Raw genomic sequence first — 20,190 nt, forward strand, 5'->3', positions numbered from 1 at the left:
AGCATAACGCGAGCCATCCGCCCGCGTACGAAATAAATTCATTTATTGTGTGGCGTGCGTGCCGCGCTGGCAACCCGGCGTGCCGCCGGCAAGCGGAGCGGCCGTGGCTATCCGGGGGGAACCCTGCCCGGCCTGGTTCGCCTGGATGTCCCACAGCTTGCGGAACAGCCCATCGGCCTGCAGCAGTTCCTCCAGGCGTCCGTCTTCGACGATCCTGCCGGCCTCGATGACCACGATGCGGTCGTAGCGGGTCAGGGATGACAGCCGGTGCGCAGCGGCCACCACGGTGCGGTTGCGCATCAGCTCGATCAGGGCTTGCTTCACCAGCAGTTCCGAGCGGCTATCCAGCGCAGAGGTGGCTTCGTCCAGCAACAGGATCGGCGCATTCTTCAGGAATGCCCGCGCAATGCCGATGCGCTGCCGCTGGCCTCCCGACAGCATGGCGCCGCGCTCGCCGACCTGCGTGGCATAGCCATGCGGCAGCCGCCGGATGAACGTGTCGCAGTGGGCCTGGCGGGCGGCGGCGTAGACCTCGGCGTCGCTGGCCTCCGGACGGCTGTAGCGGATGTTCTCCATGATCGACCGGCGGAACAGGCTGATGTCCTGAGGCACGACGGCAATGGCGGCGCGCAGGCTGTCGGCGGTCACGTCCCGGATGTCCTGGCCGTCGATGAGGATGGCGCCGCTGCTGGGCGCGTCGGCGCGCTGCAGCAAGGACAGCAGGGTCGACTTCCCCGCGCCCGAGGCGCCGACCAGCCCCACTTTCTGGCCCGGCGCTATCACCAGGTCGATGCCCTGGATGGCCGCATTGCCGTCCGGGTACACGTACCGCACCTGCCTCAGTTCCAGCCTGCCCTCGCGGCACACCAGCGGGCGGGAATGGGGGCTGTCGGGCGCGGCGTGCGGCCGGGCCACCACGGCCAGCATTTCGGCGATCACGCCGAATTGCTGCGCGGTGCCCACCAGGGCCAGCGCCAGGTCGCGCGAGCCGTGCAGAATGCGGAACGTCAACGCGCTGACGACCACCACATCCCCCGCGCTGGCCTGGCCCGCCTGCCAGGCCAGCAGCGCCCAGACCAGCATGGCGCCGGCCATGAGCCACAGGAAGATGTCATGGATGACCCGGGCCTTTTCCACATACATCCAGCTGCGTCGCTGCGCCTGCGCTTCCGCGCCCAGTTCGCGCGCCAGGCGGGCGCGTTCGCGTTGCTGCGCGGAAAACGCCTGCACCGCCCATATGTTGGAGATGGCGTCGACCAGTTCGCCCCCCACGCGGGCCGCCTGTTCGCCGTACTGCCGGTGCAGGCCCCGGCCGCGGGCCCCGAACACGACAATGACCGAGCCCACGATGGCCACGAAGACCAGCAGGGCTGCCGCCATGCGCCAGTCCACCACGGTGAGCACGACGACGGCGCCGATGAAGTCGACGCAAGGCGGCACGATGCTCCAGGTCAATGCCCCGTAGATCGCGCCGGCCGCGCCGGCCGTGGACGATATGCGGTTTCCCAGCGCGCCCGAATGGTGCTGGCGGAAGTAGCCCGGCGCATGATGGCTGAGATGCTCGAACAGGTCCACGCGCATGTCCGCGCACGCCCCGACAATGCTGCGGCAGCCTTGCCAGCCGCCCAGCCGCCACAGCACCGACTCGACGGCGATCAGGCCCAGGAACAGGCCCAGCGGCGTCCATACCGCCGCATCGGCACGCGAGCCTTGCGCCATCGCATCGACGATCAGCTTCATGGCGTACTGCACCGCCACGGAGCACGACCCGGCCACCACCACGATCAGCAGCAGGCTCGAGAATGCCCAGGGCCGGGCCCTGGCGTAGCGCCACAGGAAAGCCGCCGGACGCTGTGGAAGCTCACGGGCAGCCATGCATCATTCCCCGCCCGCGGCCACATTGGCCGGCGCCGGCCCGAGGTCCGGCACCCCCGCGCCCAGCGCGGCAAAGCGGCGGACCTGCCGCTGCACTTCGTCCGCGTAGGCGGCGTGCACCGGACGCGTGCCGTCGGCCGACGGCACGCCGAACAGGCCCGTGGGACAGGGACGGTCGTCCTCCCAGCCGGGATAGTCCGTTACCGGATAAAGGCAGATGCCCATCAGCGGCGCCCCGGCCTGCAGCGCGCAGGCGACCTCGTCGGCGACATAGCGCAGCCAGGGCGCGCGCGCCTCGCCCTCGGCGCCCGTCTCGGCGATGAGCAGGGGCCTGCCGTAGCGCTGCGCGACATCTGCCAGCAGCCCGCGCAACGGCCGATATCCCGGATCATCCCGCAGCACGGTCGGGCCGCCCATCCGCCATTGGTTGTGCGGGTAGTAGTTCAGCCCCACGATATCGAGGTATCGCGGGTCGCCGCCCAATTCCGGTTCCCGCCGCCCGCTGAGCATGTCCCAGGCCTCGAACTGGGCGGCATCGGCCCGGCGCGCTTCCTCGTCGCTGCCGGCATCGCCGGGATGGACGGCGATGAGCGGATCCGCCGCCATCAGCCGCGCTCCGGGGTCGGCGTCCAGGATCGCATCGGTGGCCTGGATGGCGGCGCGCACCAGCTGCCGCTTCAGTTCCGGGCCCCGCCCGGTGGCGCAAGGCCCGAAATGCGCCATGTCGCCCCCCGCCCAGGCCCAGTACGATATCTCGTTCACCGGGCAATACACGGGAGGCAGCGCCGACTCGTTGCTCAGCAGACGCGCCGCGGCAGCGGCATAGCGGGCGAACGCTTCGGGGAAACGCGCCGACCAGATGTCCAGCCAGTCCGGCCAGCCGTAATGGCACAGGTCCCAGATCACCTGTACCCCCTGCGCATTCGCCGCATCGACCTGCGCGCGCAGGCTGGACCAGTCGTAGCTGCGGGGTGCCTGGCCCACCAGGTGCCAGCGCACGCCGTCGCGCACGGTTCGCATGCCGTGCCTCGCGGCAGCCGCGTAGTCATGGCCCGCCCAGCGGTCATGGCCGGTCGAGGCGATCAGGTCCAGCCGCCGCCCATCCGGGAAGCGGTGGCATGAACATTCGAACCCGGCCTGCATGAAGCTCAGGAAAGGGTTTCGCATATGCGGTTCGCCTCAGGCTGCCAGGGCCGCTCCGCCCTGCGGCCGGGCTTCGTGGTGCTGGCCGGTCATGGCGGCATACTTGGCCAGCGCCTGCGCCACGACCTGGTCCATGTTGTAGTACCGGTACGTCGCCAGGCGGCCCACGAAGTGCACGCCGGGCGTGCTGTCGGCCAGTTCCTGGTAGCGCCGGTACAGCTCGGCATTCTCCGGCCGCGGGATGGGATAGTAGGGATCGCCCGTGGCGCTGGGGTATTCATACGTGACCGCCGTGCGCGGGTGCTGCTGGCCGGTCAGGTGCTTGTATTCGGTGATGCGCGTGTAGGGCACGGAGGGCGCCGGATAGTTCACCACGGCCACTTCCTGCAGCCACTCGCGATCCAGCGTCTCGTGCCTGAATTCCAGCGACCGGTACGGCAGGCGGCCATAGCAATAGCCGAAGTATTCGTCGACGGGGCCGGTATAGACCAGCGCGTCGTAGCGGAACTGGCGCCGCGCCTGCTCGAAGCTCATGCCCAGGGCCAGCGCAATGTTGGGATGGTCGAGCATGCGCGCGAACATGCGGGTATAGCCCTGCTCCGGCATCTGCTGGAAGGTGTCGGTGAAGTACCGGTCGTCGTGCGACAGCCGGGCCGGCACGCGCGCGGCCACCGAGCTGTCCAGCTCCGACGGGTCCAGTCCCCACTGCTTGCGGGTGTAGCCGCGGAAGAACTTCTCGTACAGCTCGCGCCCCACCTTCGACACGACGATGTCTTCCGACGTGCGGACCACGTCCAGGCGCTGCGCCCGCGCCTGCAGGAACGCCTCGGCCTCGGCGGGCGTGAAGGGGCGGCCATACAGGCGCGCCAGGGTCGTAAGATTGATGGGCATGGGCACGAGCCTGCCGTCCACGTGCGCGAGCACGCGGTGCTCATAGGGGCGCCACCGGGTGAAGCCCGACAGATAGTCCACTACCTTGCTGGAATTGGTGTGGAAAATATGCGGCCCGTAGCGGTGCACCAGCAAGCCATGCTCGTTTTCGTAATCGTAGGCATTGCCCCCGATGTGCGGACGCTTGTCGATCAGCAGCACCCGCTTGCCGCTGCCCGCCGCCAGCCGTTCGGCCAGCACCGAGCCGGCAAAGCCCGCCCCGACGATCAGGAAGTCGTAGACCGGGTTGCGGTCGCCGCCGGCGCGCGCGGCCGCCAGCGGGACGTCCTCGCCGCCCGCGACGCGCTGCCCTCGGCCACGGCGGCCATCGCGCGCGCTTCCCACCGCCTCGTACATGCCCTGCCAGGTGTCGTCCCACGACATGCCCTGAAGCGCCCTGTCGGCCTGGCGCGACACCAGCCCGGGCTCGGCCATGTCCTGCAGGCTGGCCTCGGCGGCGGCGACGAAGGCCGCAGCGTCGCCGGCTATGCGCACCACGCCAGAGGCCCCGTAGGTGCGTTCGACGTCCACGATGGGCGTGGACACCACCGGACGCCCTCCCGCCAGGTACTCCGGCGTCTTGGTCGGGCTGATGTACCGGGTGGACTCGTTCAACGCAAAAGGCATGAGCGCCACCTGCCAGCCGGCAAGGTAGGCCGGCAGCTCCTGATAGCTGCGCGCACCCAGGTAATGGATGTTGGTCGCCTGCGGGAGGGTGGCCGGGTCGATCTTGACCACCGGGCCGATGAACACGAACTGCCATTGCGGCCTGAGGCGGGCCGCCTCCTGCACCAACGCGGTATCGAAGCGCTCGTCCAGCACGCCGAAAAAGCCCAGGCGGGGGCCCGGAATGCAGGCCTGGTCGGGCGCCGTTGCGGCCAGCGTGCGCGCCGCCTTGAAATGCGCCACGTCGACGCTGCTGGGCGCCGCGTGTACGTTGGGGTGCAGCTTCCGCTTGGCTTCGTACAGGCTGTATCCGCCGGTGAACACCACATCGGCCCGCGCCAGCAGTTCGCGCTCGCGCTCCAGCAGCTCCGGCGGCGCTCCCCGGAAGGCGGAGAGTTCGTCCATGCAGTCGTACACCACCAGCGCCGCCTGCAGATGCCGGGAATACGCCAGGCTCATGGGCGTGTAGTACCACAGCACCGGCAGGTGCACGCCGTGCTCCCGCAACAGGGCGTCCAGCAGTGCGCGCTGGCGAGCCTCCGCGCCCTCGGGCGCGACGTGCGGCGTCACCACATTGATTCCTTCCGGCGAGCGGCGCAGCTCCAGCCGGTCGCCATCCGTGGCCCACACGGGCTCCTCCACGTAATAGACCTCATGATGGCGCGCCCAGCGCGCCATCAGGTGCTGCGGCCGCTGGTACACGAAGTTCCAGCGCAAATGCGAAAAGCACAGGATGGGCGGGCATTCGCGATCCAGCCAGCCGGCGCCCTTGGCGCGGGGCTGCAGCTCATTGGGGGTCATTTGGCGTCTCCAGCCGTTGCGATGTAGAAACAGGGAACCGGGCGGACAGCCGGCGGCGCGCCGGCCTGCGGGCGATGTGCGGGGATGGTCGGGGAGCTATGGCATCGGCGGTCGGGTGCGCCCGTACCGCCGGGCGGCGCCGCAGGCAGGCTTGCACATGACGCGGCGGCATGGCGCCGCATCGAGGCAATGTGGCCTGGACCGCCTGTCATCACTGCGCCACGCATGGGACGCTCCTTGCACAAGCGGCCCTACGCCGCGGCAGCCCCTACCGCAATTGCCGTGCCGCCCAGCATCCGTGCGGCCCTGGAGGCCGATGCACGCCGGCATGAGCGGAAAAACGAGGCGCCGGATGTAGATACTTCATCCGCCATATCGGATACGGGCGCGATGGCCCGGGCCGGCGTGCTGGCCCGAAGCGAGCGGGACGGCCCATGCCCGGGTGGCCTCGCGAGGCCGGAATGCGCGGGGATGCGCGGCGGTGCGGGGCCGGGGAGACTTGCGTGCCGCGTGGTTGCATCCACGCCCGGGGACTGTTGCGTGGACAGCCCGCAGACGAAGCAGCCAATGAAGCACCAACGCAGCCAATGAGAACGATACGGCGAGCGCTTCGAAACTGCGCCGGCAGAAACGAAAAAAGGCACCGGGCTTTCGCCTAAGTGCCTGATTCATTGAATTCTTTTGGGGTGGCTGATGGGACTCGAACCCACGACAACCGGAATCACAATCCGGGACTCTACCAACTGAGCTACAGCCACCGCTGCAAAGAGGTCGAATTCTAGCATGAAAATTTCGGGCGGCGCCAGTGGGAGCCTTGTCCAATATGACATGAGTCTGGAGCGGGGGGTCTGATTCCAACATGAGATGAGTCTGGAGCGGGGTTGAGCAGGACGTCGATCATCAGGAGATGATGTTGACCCTGCAAGATGATCGGCTCACCAGCCTAGAGAGCCTGGAGGCGTTTGTCGCCGGTACTGCCGGCCTGGCGCCGCAGGCTTCGGGCAGCGAGGCCGAACGCCACGCCCACGTCCAGGACGTGCTCCAGCGCTTCAGATACGCCAAGTTGTCTCGACGCCACAAGGGCGTGGTGTTGCGTTATCTATTGCACACCAGCGGCTACTCGCGCCAGCACCTCACCCGGCTGGTGGGCCGGTTTGTGTCGCACGCCCCGCTGGGTCAGCGCAAGTCGCCCGCGCAGGGGTTTCGGCGCCGCTACACCGAGGACGATGCCCGGCTGCTGGCGTACACCGATGCCGTGCACGACACGCTCAGCGGGGCGGCAACCTGCCACCTGTTGCGCCGCGCCTGGCTGGTCTATGGAGATGCCCACTACCGGTGCCTGGCCACGCTCTCGGTGTCACACCTGTACAACCTGCGCAAGAGCCGCGCCTACCGCAACGCCCGTGGCCACTGGGACGGCACTCGCCCCAGCAAGGCGGTCTCCATTGGACTGCGACAGCCACCGCGCCCCGAAGGCCGGGCGGGCTTCATCCGCATCGACAGCGTGCACCAAGGCGAGGTCGACGGCGCCAAGGGGGTCTACTACATCAACGCCGTGGACTGCGTCACCCAGTGGCAGGTCCTGGCCTGCTGCCAGCGCATCTCCGAGGCCTTTTTACTGCCCGTGCTCGAAGAACTGCTCGCCGGCTTCCCCTTCCAGATCCTCGGGGTGCACGCCGACAACGGCAGCGAATACATCAATCACCGCGTCGCCGAGCTACTGCACAAGCTCAATGTCGAGTTCACCAAGTCCCGGCCCCGACACAGCAATGACAACGCCCTGGTCGAGTCCAAGAATGGCAGCGTCGTACGCAAAACCTTCGGCTACGCCCACATCCCGCAAAAGCACGCCCAGGCCGTCAACGCCTTCTGCCAGCAACACCTCAACCCGTACCTGAACTTCCACAGGCCCTGCCTGTTCGGCAGGCAACGAAGCGATAACCGAGGAAAGATCAAGATCGACTACCCCGCCAAACTGGTCAAGACGCCCTTGGAAAAACTCCTCAGCCTGGCCCCCGAACTGCGTAACCTCAAAGACGGCATCTCCGAGCAAGACCTCCTCTGGCAGGCCCGCGTCATGAGCGATAATCAGGCCGCCGAGCAGCTACAAAAACACCGTTCGGCGTTGTTCGATTCCATTATCCGACGTCGGGCTGAACTGGCCGCTTAAAACCCTCTCGGCGGCCTCCGTTCAGACTCATCTCCGAATTGGAAACGACTGTGGGCCGCCCCCGAAACGAACGGGTCCTTGCTATTCTTGCGGCTCCCGCCGGCATCGCGGCGGGGTGTCAGCGATTCCCTTGCGCATTGCCCATGGACCGATTCGAAGAACTCGTGAATGCGTACTGGCCGCATGTGGTCTTCGGCCTCAGCGTGGTGGCCGGAACCGGCGCCGCGGTGCATGCCGCCATGACCAAGGCCGACGTGCGGGCGGCCATAGGCTGGGTTGCCGTCACGCTGTTCTCGCCGCTGTTCGGCGCGCTGTTCTATGTAGTGGCAGGGATCAACCGCACCCGGCACACCCGCGTTTCGCAGCAGCGCGACGAGACCATGCTGGCCTACACCGGCCACCTCGACGCGCATGTGATCGACGTGGTGCCGTACAGCGCGCCGCAGTTCGCCTCGCTGCGGCTGCTGGGCGACAAGGTCAGCCGCTTCCGCCTCATGGGCGGCAACGCGGTGCGGCCCCTGGCGGGCGGCGACGAGGCCTACCCCGCCATGCTGGAGGCCATACGCTCGGCGCGCCACAGCATCGCGATGCAGACCTACATCTTCGACAACGACGCCATCGGCCGCGACATGGCGCAGGCGCTGATCGACGCGCATGCGCGCGGGGTGCAGGTGCGCTTCCTCATCGATGCCGTGGGCAGCAGGTATTCGCGTCCGCCCATCGTGGGCCGGCTGCGCCGGGCCGGCGTGCCCACCGCGCGCTTCATGACCAATCCCCTGGGCGTGCTGCGCATGCCCTACGCCAACCTGCGCAGCCACCGCAAGGTGCTGGTGGTGGACGGCCTGCAGGGCTTTACCGGCGGCATGAACGTGCGCGCCGGCTTCGTCCGCGCGCTGGCGGGCGAGCGCATGGCCCACGACACGCACTTCGCCCTGCGCGGCCCGGTGGTGGGCCAGCTGATGTCGGTCTTCGCGCACGACTGGAACTTCACCACGCGCGAGACGCTGGAAGGTGACATCTGGTTCCCGCCGGAACTCGCCCGCGGCGCCGGCACGGTGCCCATGCGCTGCGTGCCTTCGGGCCCGGACCGGTCCCTGGGCAGCACGCACAACATATTGCTCGGCGCACTGGCCGTGGCGCAGCGCCACGTGCGCATCCAGTCGCCCTACTTCCTGCCCGACCAGACGCTGATCGGGGCGCTGGCCACGGCCGCCCGGCGCGGCGTGGTGGTGGACGTGGTCATCCCGGGCCGGAACAACCTGCGCCTGGTGGACTATGCCATGACGGCACAGCTCGACCAGATCGTGCGCACGGGCTGCCGCGTGTGGCGCGCGCGCGGCGCCTTCGACCACTCCAAGCTGCTGACGGTGGACGACGCGTGGTCCTATGTGGGCTCGTCCAACCTCGACCCGCGCAGCCTGCGGCTGAACTTCGAGCTGGACACGGAAATATACGACCACGAGCTGGCGCGCTGGATCGCCGACCGCATCGACGCGCGCATCGCCGACTCGCGCCGCGTCACGCTGCAGTCGCTGCGCAGCATGTCCTTCGCGCGCCGCCTGCGCAACAAGGTGATCTGGCTGGCCTCGCCGTACCTCTAGAGTCTGTCAACGCTAAATCGCCGGGCGTCGCGCAGCGTCAGCACCAGCAGCGCGCCTGACGGGGCGCCGCCTGCCTGCAGCGCAGGCAGCTCGCCGGCATCCAGCCACGCCATGCCTTCCCCTTCGGCCAGGGCGTGCAGGCCCTGCTGCCCCGGGGCCGTGAGCGTCCATCCGCCCCGGTGGGCGATCAGTACGCAGGCACGCGCCCCGGCCGTTTCCAGCCGCTGCGGCCGGGAAACTACATGCACGGCCGAACCTAGCGCCGCATCCCGGCGCGTCATGAGGTTCAGCACGCGGCAGGCGCCGCCCAGGGGCTGCCCGTCGAGCCGCGCCGCGCCATCGAACTCGTGCACCTGGTAGGGCTGCGCCAGCCGCGCCGCCGCGCCCGGGTCGGGCCCGTCCAGCACCAGCCCTTCCCCCTCCAGCAGCATCAGCTGGCGCCAGATCCCGGGAAACGCCGAGAACGGCCCCGGCCTTTCGATGCGGGCCAGGCTTATCCGCCACAGGACTTCGCCGCCGGAAACCATGCGGGCGATTTCCCGGGTGGTGCCGCCGCCGTTCTTCCATGGGGTGTCGGGCAGGCCCTCGAGGGTGAAGCGCAAAGTCGGGCAGGAAACGGACATGGCGGGGAGTGGGGCAGGATAATAAAGGGCCGCATCATAGGCGGGGGGCCGAGCGCCGGCAATCCGCGTGCCCGCGTGCCTTCCTGGACACGTGCAATTACACACCGTCGCGTTTGCATGCACGACATGCCGGCTTGCCGATGGCAAGCTCTATGCCATGCGTGGCGCGATGGAACTTTAATACGCCTGTCACGCTCTGCATGGATGCCGCCCCTGGCGGCATTTTCGCATTCGCTCAGGAAGACTCGATGCTCTACCGAACCCGCCAGCACGTGGCGCCCCTGCTGGGGCGCTTCGGCAATGCCTGGCAGCAGATCCACGAAGACCCCCGCGGCGACGCGACGATGCAGCGCCCGTACGCGTGGTTGTCGGACCACCTGAACTTCTACCGCGCCTGGCGCGCCAATCCGCGCAGCATCGGGGCCGTGCTGCCCTCCAGCCCGGCGCTGGCGGCGGCCATCACGCGCGAGATCGACCCCGCTCGCGGGCCGGTGCTCGAGCTCGGCAGCGGCACCGGCGCGTTCACGCGCGCGCTGCGCGCACGCGGCGTGGCCGAACACGACCTCGCCTTGATCGAGATGGACCCGGCCTTCGCGCGCCGGCTCGAAGAACGCTACCCCATGGCGCAGGTATGCCAGGTCGACGCCGCCAAACTGGCCGAGGCCACCCTGCTGGATGGCCGCCAGGCTGCCGCCGCCGTATGCGGCCTGCCGCTGCTGAACATGCCGCTGCGCCAGCAGGTCTACATCCTGCGTGGCACGTTCTCGCACCTGCAGCCCGACGGTGCCTGCTACCTCTTCACCTACGGCTGGCGCTGCCCCATCCCGCCGCGCGTGCTGGCGCGCCTGGGCCTGCGCGCCCGGCGCATCGACCGCGTCTACCTCAACGTGCCGCCGGCGCAGGTATGGAAGCTGACGCGGCGCAGGCGGTGGATGGGGTGAGACCCATGCCGCAGGCATGGGCTGCGGCCTCAGCCCTGCGGCTTGACGCCGGCCTTGGCCAGCAGGTCGCGCCAACGGGCGACTTCCTTGCGCAGCAGCTCGGCGGCGCCTTCGGGCGACAGATGCGGCTTCGCGGGCACCGCTAGGCCCATCTGGGCGTAGCGCGCCTGTATGGCGGGGCTGGCCAGCACCCGGTTGATGGCGGCGTTCAGCGCCTGCACCACCGGCTGCGGCACGCCCTTGGGCACCAGCATCATGTTCCAGATGTCGTAGTGCAGGTCGGGATAGGCCGTCTCGCTGGCGGCGGGCACGTCGGGCAGCACGGGCACGCGCTCGCCGCGCATCACCACCAGACCCTTGATTTTCCCGGACGCAATGGAGCTGACCGCGGTGCTGCTGCTCTCGATGGTGTAGTCGATATGGCCTGCCATCACGTCCGACGTGGCCTGGGCCGCGCCGCGATACTGGATGGGCTCCACCTTGATGCCGAGCGCGGCATCCAGCAGCACCCCGCCCAGGAAGGACCCCGAGCCCAGGCCTGCCGCCCCGGAATTCATGCTGTCGCCATGGGACTTCGCATACTTGGCGAAGGCGTCGAGGTCGTCCGCCGGGAAGTCCGCCCGCACCGATAGCACCTGGGGAGCATCGCCCACCGAGGCGAGCGGCGTGAAGTCCCGGAGCACGTCATAGGGCAGGTTGAGATACAGGGAAGCGTTGGCGGCCAGCGTGCCCACATTGCCCAGCAGCATGGTGTAGCCGTCGGGTGTCGCGCGCGCGGCGCGGCCCTGGCCCACGGATCCGCCCGCGCCGGGCACGTTCTCGACGATCACCGGCTGCTTCAGGTCCTTGGCCAGTTCCTCGGCCACGGTGCGCGCCAGGACGTCGGTGGCCCCGCCCGCCGTGAACGGCACCAGCAGGGTCAGCGGGCGGGAGGGAAAGTTCTCTGCATGCGCGGGCCCGGCCCACGCCGCGATGATCGCCAGGGATGCGCCTGCCAGGCGGCAGGCGGCGCTCAGGAAATGCTTCATGATGAGTCTCCTCGGTTTTCTTCCGGGCGCAAGGCATCCGCGCCTGCGGCAGGCACAAGCACCCGTGTTGGTGGAACGGCGCCGGCGCCGCCTACTTGCCGGCCTTGGCTCTTTCGTCCAGCACTTCCTTGGCGATGCGGAATCCGTCCACTGCGGCGGGCATGCCGCAGTAGCAGGCCGCGTGCAGCAGGATTTCCTGCAGCTCGGCGCGCGTCCAGCCGTTGTTCAGCGCGCCATTGATATGCAGGGCCAATTCATGCCTGCGGCCCGTCGCGATCAGCACGCTGACGGTCACCAGGCTGCGCTCCTTCATGCCCAGGCCGGGCCGGCCCCATATTCCCCCCCAGGCCAGGCCCGTGACGGCCTCCTGCAGGGGAGCGAAGAAATCGTCTTCCTGCGCGCGGGCGATCGAGCGGTCGACGTAATCGTCGCCCAGCGTCGCGCGGCGGTTGCGATGGCCCAGCTCCACCGTCTCGGGCTTGACCGGATCGAATTTCTCAGTAGTTGCCATGTCATTGCTCTCCTTGGTTTGATCGTTCAGCCCCGGCGGGCATCCTCGAGCAGGATGTCCGAGGCCTTTTCTGCCACCATCATTACTGCGGCTTGCGTATTGCCCGACACCATGGCCGGCATCACGGAAGCGTCGACCACGCGCAGGCCTTGCAGGCCATGCACGCGCAGCCGGGGGTCGACCACGGCGCCCGCGTCGGCTCCCATCCGGCAGGTGCCGATGGGGTGGTAGATGGTCTGGCCCGTGCGGCGCGCGAATTCGAGCCACTGCGCATCGGACTGCACATCGGGGCCCGGGTTGAGCTCGGCCTGCACATAGCGCGCCATGGCCGGCTGCTGCACGATGCGCCGGGCGATGCGCATGCCCGCCACCAGGCATGCCTGGTCGCCGGGATCCGACAGCAGGTTCGGCCGGATGCGCGGCGGCGCAGCGGGATCGGCGCTCGCGGCATGTATGCTGCCCACCGAGCGCGGACGCAGCTGCGCCACGCCGATGGTCATGCCGGGCAGCGTATCCAGCTTGCGCACCGAGGCGTCGGCATAGCTGGCATGCATGAAGAAGTACTGCACGTCCGGCGCGGGCAGCGAGGGATCCGTCTTGACGAAGCCGAACACCAGCCCCGTGCCGAGGGTGAGGATGCCCTTGCGCCGCAGGAAATAGCGCAGCACCGCAGCGCCCAGCGGCAGCCCGCGCGTGGTCTCGTTGAGCGTGGCCAGGCCCTGGATCCGCCAGTTCATGCGCGTGGCGTAATGGTCGATATAGTTCTCGCCCACGCCCGGCAGGACGTGCCGCACGGGCAGGCCGGCACCCTGCAGCACGTCGGGCCGCCCGATGCCGGAAAGCTCGAGCAGGTGAGGCGACTGGACCGCTCCGGCAGCGAGGATCACCTCGCGCCGCGCATGCGCCTCCTGCTCGCTGCCGTCGTCGCGCCGATAGCGCACGCCGGTGCAGCGCCGCCCGTCCAGCACGATCTGCGTCACGTGGGCCCGCGCCAGGACCTGCAGGTTGGCCCGCCGGCGGGCCGGCGCGAGATAGCCGTCGACGGCGCTCCAGCGGCGCCCGTGGCGCTGGCACACCTGGTAATAGCCGAAGCCGGTCTGCTCCGGTCCGTTGTAATCGGGGTTGCGACGGTGTCCATCCTGCGCGGCGGCGGCCAGGAACGCTTCCGAGATGGGAAAGCGCTCGGCAACTTCCTCGATGTGCATGGGGCCGCTGCGCCCCCGGCCGCTTCCGCCGACGCGGGTATTCTCGACACGCTCGAAATAGGGCGCCACGTCGGCATACGCCCAGCCTGCCGCGCCGAGGCCGGCCCAGGCGTCATAGTCGGCCGGCTGCCCGCGCACGTAGATCATGCCGTTGATCAGCGTGGAGCCGCCCAGGCCCTTGCCCCGCGGGATGGCGATGCTGCGCCCATACGTGCTCTCCTCCGGTTCGGAGCGGAATCCCCAGTTGTGTCCGGGGTGGGTCAGCAGCTTGCTGAAACCGGCCGGAATGGACACCCACGGACTGCGGGCCTCGGCGCCCGCTTCCAGCATGAGCACCGAATGGCGCCCGTCCGCACTCAGGCGGTTGGCCAGGATGCAGCCGGCGGTGCCGCCACCCACGATCACGTAGTCGTACGTTTGCCTCGAAGGCATGCTGGCTCCCTAGCGGACGATGTTCACCAGGGCGCCGCCATCGACAGGCAGCTCCACACCCGTGATGAAGCCGGCCTCGTCCGATGCCAGGAACACGGCGGCATTGGCCACGTCCCATGCCGTGCCCATGCGCGCGCGCAGCGGCACGCGGGCGTCGCGCTCGGCGACGACTTCGGCGCGCGGGCGCCCGAAGGTAGTGGCCCGCGTGTCGACGGCCATGGGCGTATCCAGCAGGCCGGGCAGGATCGCGTTGGCCCGTATGCCATGGGCTGCGTTCTCGATGGCCAATTGCTTGGTATAGGCGATCATGCCGGCCTTGGATGCCTTGTAGGCCACCCAGGGATAGCGCTGCCAGGCCGATACCGAAGCGATATTGAGCACCACGCCGCCACCCTGCTCGCGCATGATGGGCAGCACATGCTTGCCGGCCATCACGCAGCCGCGCAGGTTGATGGCGCAGATGCGGTCGAAGGCCTCCTCGGTGATCTCGGTGGGACTCGCATCGCCGCCGGAAACGCTGATGCCGACGTTGTAGTGCATCACGTCGATACGCCCCCATCGCCGGCGCGCCTCCTCGAACGCCGCGGCAATCTCGGCCTCGCGCACTACGTCGGCCCGCCAGGGCTCGCACACCGCGCCGGGCGTGGCGCGCGCCAGGCGACAGGTTTCTTCGGCCGACGCCAGGTCGCGATCGACGGCCAGCACGATGGCGCCTTCCTGCACGAAGCGCAGCACCGTCGCCCGGCCATTTCCCAGCGTTTCGCCGGCGCTCTGGCCGGCGCCGATCACGACGGCCACCTTGTCTTTCAATCTCATTGCCCGCTCCCTCGTGGTGCGAAAGGCACCGTTGCATCGAAGAACGCCACCATGTCGGCGATCTGCGCCTCCAGCATCCCCAAGCCGCCGTACAGGCGGCAGCCGCGCTCGCGCGCCTGCGCCAGCAATGCCGTTTCGGCCGGGTCCATGATGATGTCGGCCACCCACTGCTGCGCCTGCAGCCTCGACGCATCCAGCGGCAGCGGATCGGCGGCGTCCATGCCCAGCGACGTGGCGTTGATCACCACGTCATGCCCTGAAGGGTCCCGCGTGCCGGCACGCACCGACAGGTCGGGATAGCGCATGCGCAGCCGCCCCGCCAGCGCGTCGATGCGGTCCCGGCTGCGGTTGGCGATCGTGAGCGTGGCGATGCCTGCGCCAGCCATCGCGAATGCAATGGCATGGGCTGCCCCGCCGGCGCCCGCCAGATAGACCGATGCGCCGGCCAGTTCAGCGCCCAGGGACTGCAGGCCGCGCCGGAAGCCCAGGCCATCGAGCATCCCGCCGACGAGGCGCCCGTCGGGTTCGCGCCGGACCACGTTGACGGCGCCGATCTCGGCAGCATCGCCCTCGAGCGCGTCGCACAGGGACACCATGGCCATCTTGTGCGGCACGGTGACCACCATGCCCTTGAAATTCCTGACGTGCCGCAGCGCCCGCACGGCATCGGCCAGGTGCGCCGGCGGCACGTGCACCGGCACCATGACGCCGTCGCTGCCGCGCTCGCGCAGGAGCCGGTTCACCCGTTGCGGCGTGCGCACCTGGGAAATCGGATCGGCCAGGATGCAGTAGAGGCCGGTCCTGCCTGTGATTTCGCTCATGCGCCCTCTCCGTCTGCGGCGCCGCAGGCCGGCTTGCGGCTGCGCACGGTCGTGCCCGCCCAATCCTCCATGTAGCGGATGAGCGCAGTGAAGTCCTGGTCCTCGCCGCCCTGGGTGATGGCGAACTCCCATGCCTGGCGCACGCTCTGGCCGAGCCACATGGGCACGCGCAGCGCCTCGGCCTCCGCCAGCCCCAGCGTCACGTCCTTGTGGATGGTGCGGATGCTGGCGCCGTAGTCGAAGGTGCCCGTGAGGATGGACTTCGGCACCTTGTCGAGCGTGGCGCTGTTGCGGCCCGTGCTCACATTGATGATGTCCACCATCTGGTCCGGATCCAGTCCGGCCTTGGCGCCCAGCACCAGCGCCTCGTAGGCGGACACCATGTTGGCCGCCGAGATCAGGTTGTTGACCAGCTTCATCATCTGGGCCTGGCCCGGATCGGCCCCGACCTCGAACACGCTCCTGCCCATGGCCTGCACGTGCGGGCGGATGCGGGCCAGCGCCTCGGCCCGGCCGGCCATGATGATGGCGAGCGTGCCGGCATCCGCGCCGCGCGGGCCGCCGCTCACGGGGGCATCGACCACGGCCACGCCCTCCGCCTCCAGCGCCGCGGCGATGTCGCGCACCGGCGTCCGTCCGATCGTGGACATCTCCACATAGACCTGCAGGGCCTTCCCGCCCCGCACGCCGCGCTCGCCCAGGGCAACCTCGCGGCTCACCGCGGCACCGGGCAGGCAGGCATACACCAGCGCAGCCGCGTCCGCGACGGCACGCGGATCTGCCGCCGGCATGGCGCCCAGCGCCTGCAAAGCCTCCATGCGGCGGACATCCGGGTCATAGACGTGCAGGGCGACGCCGGCGCCGAGCAGCCGCCGCGCGATGGCGGAGCCCATTGCGCCCAGGCCCACGAATCCTGCCGTTTCTTCTCGGGACATGTACGTTTCCTCGTCGTGTGCTCGGGTCATGCGCGGCTCATTGCGCGCTCATGTTCAGGTCTTTCATCTGCGCGGCCAGCTGCTCGTAGTCTTCGCGGAACAGCTTGTCGAAATCGGCCGGAGAGCCGGTCTTGGTCTGCATGCCCTGCTCGGCGAGGATGCGCTGCATCTCCGGCGTCTCCAGCACCTTGTTGGTGGCGGCATTGATCTTCTGCACCACTTCGGGCGGCATGCCCTTGGGGCCGAAGAATCCATACCAGGTCACCACGTTGAAGCCGTCGTAGCCCAGTTCCGCGATCGTCGGCACGTCCGCGAGCGCCGGCACGCGCTGCAGCGACGAGACCGCCAGCGGCGTGATCCGCTTGCCGTCGATGAAGGACTTGGCCGAAGCAATGGAACCGCCCACCAGTTCGACATGCCCTCCCACCAGGTCGGTGAGCGCGGGATTGGAGCCCTTGTAGGGCACGTGGATCATGCTCACGCCGGCCTGCTTGCCGAGCAGGGCCAGCAGCAGATGCGACATGCTGCCCTGCCCCGAGGTACCGAAGCGCAACGAGCCGGGCTTGGCCTTGGCGGCCTCCAGGACCTGCTTCATGCTGGCGTACTCCGACTTGGGTCCGCCCGCCACGACCATGGGGGCATCGGCAACGTGCACGATGGACGTGAAGTCGTTCAGCGGGTCGAACATGCCGGCGCCTTTCTGCAGCAGGGGGGCGATCACGATGTTCTCGCGCAGCGCCAGGACGACCTGATAGCCATCCGCCGGCGCGCGGGCCACGGCGCCCAGCGCCACGGCGCCGTTGCCGCCCGGCCGGTTCTCCACCACGACGTTCCATTTCTCGGACGCCGACAGGGCCTCGGCGACCTGGCGCGCCAGGATGTCGGTGCCGCCGCCCGGGCTGAACGGCACGACGATGCGGATGGGTTTGTCGGGGAAGGCCTGGGCGGCGGGGGCGAGGAACGCCAGCGCGCAGGCCAGCACGCGGAGGAAGCGCTTGCTCATTGTTTGTCTCCGTTCAGTTGATCGAAACGTTTTTTCGAGTTAGGGTCGAGAGGCCAGATGATGCCCGCGGCACCTGCGTTTGGATAGCGGCAGGCCGGCACAGTGGCTATGAAAAAAATTCACAGGAGACACGACCTTGAACCAACTTGCCGAACTCGAGGTGTTCATCGCGGTGGTCGAGACGGGCAGTTTCTCGGCGGCGGCACGGCGCCTGGCCCGATCCCCGTCCGCCATCAGCAAGCTGATTTCGCGCATGGAGGCCCGCCTCGGCACCCTGCTCTTCGAGCGCAGCTCGCGCGAGGTGCGGCTCACCGAGGCGGGGCATACCCTGCACCGCGAAGGCCAGCGCGTGCTGGAGACGCTGACGGAAGCCGAGAATGCGCTGCAGCACCATACCGAGGGCACGCGCGGAACCATTCGCGTGCATTCGATCTTCACGTTTGCCAAGTACCAGCTGGCGCCGGTCATCCCGGAATTCCTCGAAGCCCACCCGGCGGTACGCATCGAATTCCTGCTCAACAACGACCCGATGGACATGGTCGAGAACAATATCGACGTGGCCATCCACAGCGGCTCCCTGCCCGATTCCTCGCTGATCGCGCGCCGCCTGCTGAGCAGCCGCTGGATCGTCTGCGCGTCGCCCGCCTATCTGCGCCGCCACGGCGCGCCCGCCACGCCCGACGACCTGGCGCAGCACAACTGCCTGAACTTCACGCATCGCACGCACTGGAACAACTGGCCCTTCACCAATTCCCCGCGGGGCATCAAGGCCACCGGATCGCTCGGCGCCGACCAGGGCGACATGCTGCTGCAGCTGGCCCTGCAGGGCGCGGGCGTGGCGCGGCTGGCCGAGTTCCACATCCATGCCGAGCTGGCCGCAGGACGGCTGGTGCCGGTGCTGGAGCCATTCCAGCCGTTGCGCGAGGAGCCGCTGTTCGTGGTCTACAAGAGCCGCAAGTACCTCAGCCCCAAGGTGCGCGCATTCCTCGATTTCCTGGACGCCAAGTTCCGCAACGGGCCGCTGCGCTGCCGGGCCGGCAGCGCAGCGGGGCCGGCAGCGGCCGCCACCTATGACCATTCTTCATAGCCTCCGGAATATCTCCGGGCCGATGCCAAACGCTTCTTGACAGGCCGCGCTTACCCTCGGATCATAAAAAACGTTTTTTCACCTTCCCCATTCCACGACGACTTCCATGAGCTCATCCCGGCACCCGGCAGGCCTTCCCAATACCGGCACCCTGATCGACGGCCAGTGGCACTCCGCCGCCACGCGTTTTCCCGTCCACGACAAATACAGCGGCGAAGTCATCGCCGAAGTCGCCCAGGCCGACGGCGAACAGGTCGCGGCAGCGGTCCGCGTTGCGCGGGCGGCGGCAGATTCCGGTGCGCCGGCGCCGCACGACCGGGCCATGGTGTTGCGGCGCGCGGCCCAGCTGCTCGATACCCATCGGCAGCGGCTGGTGGATGTGATGGTCGCCGAAGCCGGCTTCACCCTGGGCGATGCCAGCGGCGAAGTCGACCGCGCCAAGGTCACGCTGGATCTGTCCGCGGAAGAAGGGCTGCGCCTGACCGGCGAGATGGTGCCGTTCGCGGCCAGCCCCGGCGCGCACCAGCGGCTGGGCTTCACCCAGCGCTTCCCGGTGGGCGTGGTATGCGCGATCACGCCGTTCAATTCGCCGCTCAACACGGTGCTGCACAAGGTGGCGCCCGCCTATGCCGGCGGCAATGCCGTGGTGCTGAAGCCTTCTGCGCTCACGCCGCTGACGGGCGCCCTGCTCGGCGAGATCCTGCTCGAGGCCGGCATGCCGCCGGGCTTCCTGGCCATCGTGCAGGGCGACGGCGATGCCGTCGGTTCCGCGCTGCTCGCCGAACCCGGCATCGATTTCTACACCTTCACCGGCAGCACGCGGGTGGGCCGCATCATCCAGCAGGCTGCGGGCCTGCGCAGAACGCAGATGGAGCTGGGCAGCATCGCCAGTACCATCGTCTGCGCCGACGCCGACCTGGACCGCGCCGTCCCGCGCATTGCCAATGCGGCCCTGCGCAAGGCCGGGCAGGTCTGCACGTCGGTCCAGCGCCTGTACGTCGAACGCGCCATTGCTGCGGAACTTGCCGAACGCCTGGTGGCGTATGCCCGCACCCTCAAGGCCGGCGATCCCCGGGACCCGGACACGCGTGTCGGCCCCCTGATCAGCGAGGCTGCCGCCATCCGCGCCGAGCAGTGGCTGCGCCAGGCGCAAGCGGCCGGCGCAACGGTGCTGTGCGGCGGGCAGCGTCGTGGATCCGTGGTCGAGCCGGCCATCCTGGCCGACGTCCCGGAAGACACGCAGGTATGGTGCCAGGAAGCGTTCGCGCCCCTGCTGGCGATCCGCCCCTACGATGATTTCGAAGCCGCGCTCGACAGCGCGAACAGCACCCCCTACGGCCTGTCGGCGGGGGTGTTCACCCGGAATATCGAGCGCGCCATGCTGGCCGCGCGGCGCCTGCGCTTCGGCACCGTCCAGATCAACGAGACCTCGAGTGCGCGCTCCGACGTCATGCCGTTCGGCGGCGTCAAGGACAGCGGCTTCGGCAAGGAAGGGCCGGCTTACGCCATCCGGGAAATGACCGAAGAGCGCCTGCTGGTCTTCAACCCCTGAGCCCCCGAAACGCACCGTGGTGCCGGGCGCGAGCCCGGCCTTCCCTTCAT

The 20,190-nt window shown here is 68.8% G+C and carries 16 protein-coding genes and 1 tRNA gene; 5 read left to right on the forward strand and 12 right to left on the reverse strand.

Features of this window, described 5'->3' with window-relative positions; genetic code table 11:
- Positions 1–42 precede the first annotated feature (42 nt).
- From ACYBYQ_RS14935 to ACYBYQ_RS14950, 4 genes are all read right to left on the reverse strand, one after another.
- Positions 43–1,875: an ABC transporter ATP-binding protein gene (locus tag ACYBYQ_RS14935; protein ID WP_459615032.1), complete on the reverse strand. Its 1,833-nt coding sequence runs from the start codon at positions 1,873–1,875 to the stop codon at positions 43–45.
- Positions 1,876–1,878: 3 nt separating this feature from the next.
- Entirely contained in the window at positions 1,879–3,042 is a 1,164-nt protein-coding gene (locus ACYBYQ_RS14940; RefSeq protein WP_459615033.1) for a beta-glucosidase, read from the reverse strand.
- Between the two features lie 12 nt (positions 3,043–3,054).
- Entirely contained in the window at positions 3,055–5,415 is a 2,361-nt protein-coding gene (glf, locus tag ACYBYQ_RS14945) for a UDP-galactopyranose mutase (RefSeq protein ID WP_459615034.1), read from the reverse strand.
- Positions 5,416–6,097: 682 nt separating this feature from the next.
- Positions 6,098–6,173: transfer RNA gene (locus ACYBYQ_RS14950), tRNA-His, on the reverse strand.
- 149 nt (positions 6,174–6,322) lie between these two features.
- Between ACYBYQ_RS14950 and ACYBYQ_RS14955 the strand changes: the two genes are divergently transcribed.
- Together ACYBYQ_RS14955 and ACYBYQ_RS14960 are read left to right on the forward strand one after the other, a co-directional pair.
- Positions 6,323–7,585 (forward strand): DDE-type integrase/transposase/recombinase, encoded by a 1,263-nt coding sequence (locus ACYBYQ_RS14955; RefSeq protein WP_459615035.1) that lies wholly within the window; start codon positions 6,323–6,325, stop codon positions 7,583–7,585.
- Positions 7,586–7,728: 143 nt separating this feature from the next.
- Positions 7,729–9,186 (forward strand): phospholipase D-like domain-containing protein, encoded by a 1,458-nt coding sequence (locus ACYBYQ_RS14960; RefSeq protein WP_459615037.1) that lies wholly within the window; start codon positions 7,729–7,731, stop codon positions 9,184–9,186.
- On the opposite strand, the gene ACYBYQ_RS14965 is transcribed toward ACYBYQ_RS14960, so the two are convergent.
- Complete coding sequence (locus ACYBYQ_RS14965; RefSeq protein ID WP_459615038.1) at positions 9,183–9,809, reverse strand: HutD/Ves family protein; 627 nt, start codon at positions 9,807–9,809, stop codon at positions 9,183–9,185. The two genes, ACYBYQ_RS14960 and ACYBYQ_RS14965, sit on opposite strands and share 4 nt — an antisense overlap.
- Positions 9,810–10,057: 248 nt before the next feature.
- On the opposite strand from ACYBYQ_RS14965, the gene ACYBYQ_RS14970 reads away from it, so the two are divergent.
- Positions 10,058–10,750: a class I SAM-dependent methyltransferase gene (locus ACYBYQ_RS14970; protein WP_459615039.1), complete on the forward strand. Its 693-nt coding sequence runs from the start codon at positions 10,058–10,060 to the stop codon at positions 10,748–10,750.
- Between the two features lie 29 nt (positions 10,751–10,779).
- Here the strand turns inward: ACYBYQ_RS14970 and ACYBYQ_RS14975 are convergent, their stop codons facing one another.
- The 7 genes from ACYBYQ_RS14975 to ACYBYQ_RS15005 all read right to left on the reverse strand — a co-directional run bounded on the left by ACYBYQ_RS14975 (position 10,780) and on the right by ACYBYQ_RS15005 (position 17,501).
- On the reverse strand, positions 10,780–11,778 hold the full coding sequence (locus tag ACYBYQ_RS14975) for a Bug family tripartite tricarboxylate transporter substrate binding protein (protein WP_459615040.1): 999 nt from the start codon (positions 11,776–11,778) through the stop codon (positions 10,780–10,782).
- Between the two features lie 91 nt (positions 11,779–11,869).
- Positions 11,870–12,289: a carboxymuconolactone decarboxylase family protein gene (locus ACYBYQ_RS14980; RefSeq protein ID WP_459615041.1), complete on the reverse strand. Its 420-nt coding sequence runs from the start codon at positions 12,287–12,289 to the stop codon at positions 11,870–11,872.
- Between the two features lie 26 nt (positions 12,290–12,315).
- Positions 12,316–13,926: a GMC family oxidoreductase gene (locus tag ACYBYQ_RS14985; RefSeq protein ID WP_459615043.1), complete on the reverse strand. Its 1,611-nt coding sequence runs from the start codon at positions 13,924–13,926 to the stop codon at positions 12,316–12,318.
- 9 nt (positions 13,927–13,935) lie between these two features.
- Positions 13,936–14,742: an SDR family NAD(P)-dependent oxidoreductase gene (locus ACYBYQ_RS14990; RefSeq protein ID WP_459615044.1), complete on the reverse strand. Its 807-nt coding sequence runs from the start codon at positions 14,740–14,742 to the stop codon at positions 13,936–13,938.
- Positions 14,739–15,563: a shikimate dehydrogenase family protein gene (locus tag ACYBYQ_RS14995; RefSeq protein WP_459615045.1), complete on the reverse strand. Its 825-nt coding sequence runs from the start codon at positions 15,561–15,563 to the stop codon at positions 14,739–14,741. Before ACYBYQ_RS14995 ends, ACYBYQ_RS14990 begins: the two co-directional genes overlap by 4 nt.
- Entirely contained in the window at positions 15,560–16,498 is a 939-nt protein-coding gene (locus ACYBYQ_RS15000) for an NAD(P)-dependent oxidoreductase (RefSeq protein ID WP_459615047.1), read from the reverse strand. Before ACYBYQ_RS15000 ends, ACYBYQ_RS14995 begins: the two co-directional genes overlap by 4 nt.
- A 37-nt stretch (positions 16,499–16,535) precedes the next feature.
- Positions 16,536–17,501: a Bug family tripartite tricarboxylate transporter substrate binding protein gene (locus ACYBYQ_RS15005; RefSeq protein ID WP_459615048.1), complete on the reverse strand. Its 966-nt coding sequence runs from the start codon at positions 17,499–17,501 to the stop codon at positions 16,536–16,538.
- Between the two features lie 136 nt (positions 17,502–17,637).
- On the opposite strand from ACYBYQ_RS15005, the gene ACYBYQ_RS15010 reads away from it, so the two are divergent.
- Positions 17,638–18,588, forward strand: a complete 951-nt coding sequence (locus ACYBYQ_RS15010; protein WP_459615049.1) for a LysR family transcriptional regulator — start codon at positions 17,638–17,640, stop codon at positions 18,586–18,588.
- A 106-nt stretch (positions 18,589–18,694) separates the two neighbouring features.
- Positions 18,695–20,140, forward strand: a complete 1,446-nt coding sequence (locus ACYBYQ_RS15015; RefSeq protein ID WP_459615051.1) for an aldehyde dehydrogenase family protein — start codon at positions 18,695–18,697, stop codon at positions 20,138–20,140.
- The last annotated feature ends 50 nt before the right edge of the window (positions 20,141–20,190 follow it).

The sequence above is a fragment of the Bordetella sp. 2513F2 genome, from assembly GCF_054642735.1.

Excerpts from the sequence above, each read along its gene's own strand:
- ACYBYQ_RS14935 (WP_459615032.1), bottom strand. The coding sequence starts at position 1,875 with ATGGCTGCCCGTGAGCTTCCACAGCGTCCGGCGGCTTTCCTGTGGCGC.
- ACYBYQ_RS14940 (WP_459615033.1), bottom strand. The coding sequence starts at position 3,042 with ATGCGAAACCCTTTCCTGAGCTTCATGCAGGCCGGGTTCGAATGTTCA.
- glf (WP_459615034.1), bottom strand. The coding sequence starts at position 5,415 with ATGACCCCCAATGAGCTGCAGCCCCGCGCCAAGGGCGCCGGCTGGCTG.
- ACYBYQ_RS14955 (WP_459615035.1), top strand. The coding sequence starts at position 6,323 with ATGATGTTGACCCTGCAAGATGATCGGCTCACCAGCCTAGAGAGCCTG.
- ACYBYQ_RS14960 (WP_459615037.1), top strand. The coding sequence starts at position 7,729 with ATGGACCGATTCGAAGAACTCGTGAATGCGTACTGGCCGCATGTGGTC.
- ACYBYQ_RS14965 (WP_459615038.1), bottom strand. The coding sequence starts at position 9,809 with ATGTCCGTTTCCTGCCCGACTTTGCGCTTCACCCTCGAGGGCCTGCCC.
- ACYBYQ_RS14970 (WP_459615039.1), top strand. The coding sequence starts at position 10,058 with ATGCTCTACCGAACCCGCCAGCACGTGGCGCCCCTGCTGGGGCGCTTC.
- ACYBYQ_RS14975 (WP_459615040.1), bottom strand. The coding sequence starts at position 11,778 with ATGAAGCATTTCCTGAGCGCCGCCTGCCGCCTGGCAGGCGCATCCCTG.
- ACYBYQ_RS14980 (WP_459615041.1), bottom strand. The coding sequence starts at position 12,289 with ATGGCAACTACTGAGAAATTCGATCCGGTCAAGCCCGAGACGGTGGAG.
- ACYBYQ_RS14985 (WP_459615043.1), bottom strand. The coding sequence starts at position 13,926 with ATGCCTTCGAGGCAAACGTACGACTACGTGATCGTGGGTGGCGGCACC.
- ACYBYQ_RS14990 (WP_459615044.1), bottom strand. The coding sequence starts at position 14,742 with ATGAGATTGAAAGACAAGGTGGCCGTCGTGATCGGCGCCGGCCAGAGC.
- ACYBYQ_RS14995 (WP_459615045.1), bottom strand. The coding sequence starts at position 15,563 with ATGAGCGAAATCACAGGCAGGACCGGCCTCTACTGCATCCTGGCCGAT.
- ACYBYQ_RS15000 (WP_459615047.1), bottom strand. The coding sequence starts at position 16,498 with ATGTCCCGAGAAGAAACGGCAGGATTCGTGGGCCTGGGCGCAATGGGC.
- ACYBYQ_RS15005 (WP_459615048.1), bottom strand. The coding sequence starts at position 17,501 with ATGAGCAAGCGCTTCCTCCGCGTGCTGGCCTGCGCGCTGGCGTTCCTC.
- ACYBYQ_RS15015 (WP_459615051.1), top strand. The coding sequence starts at position 18,695 with ATGAGCTCATCCCGGCACCCGGCAGGCCTTCCCAATACCGGCACCCTG.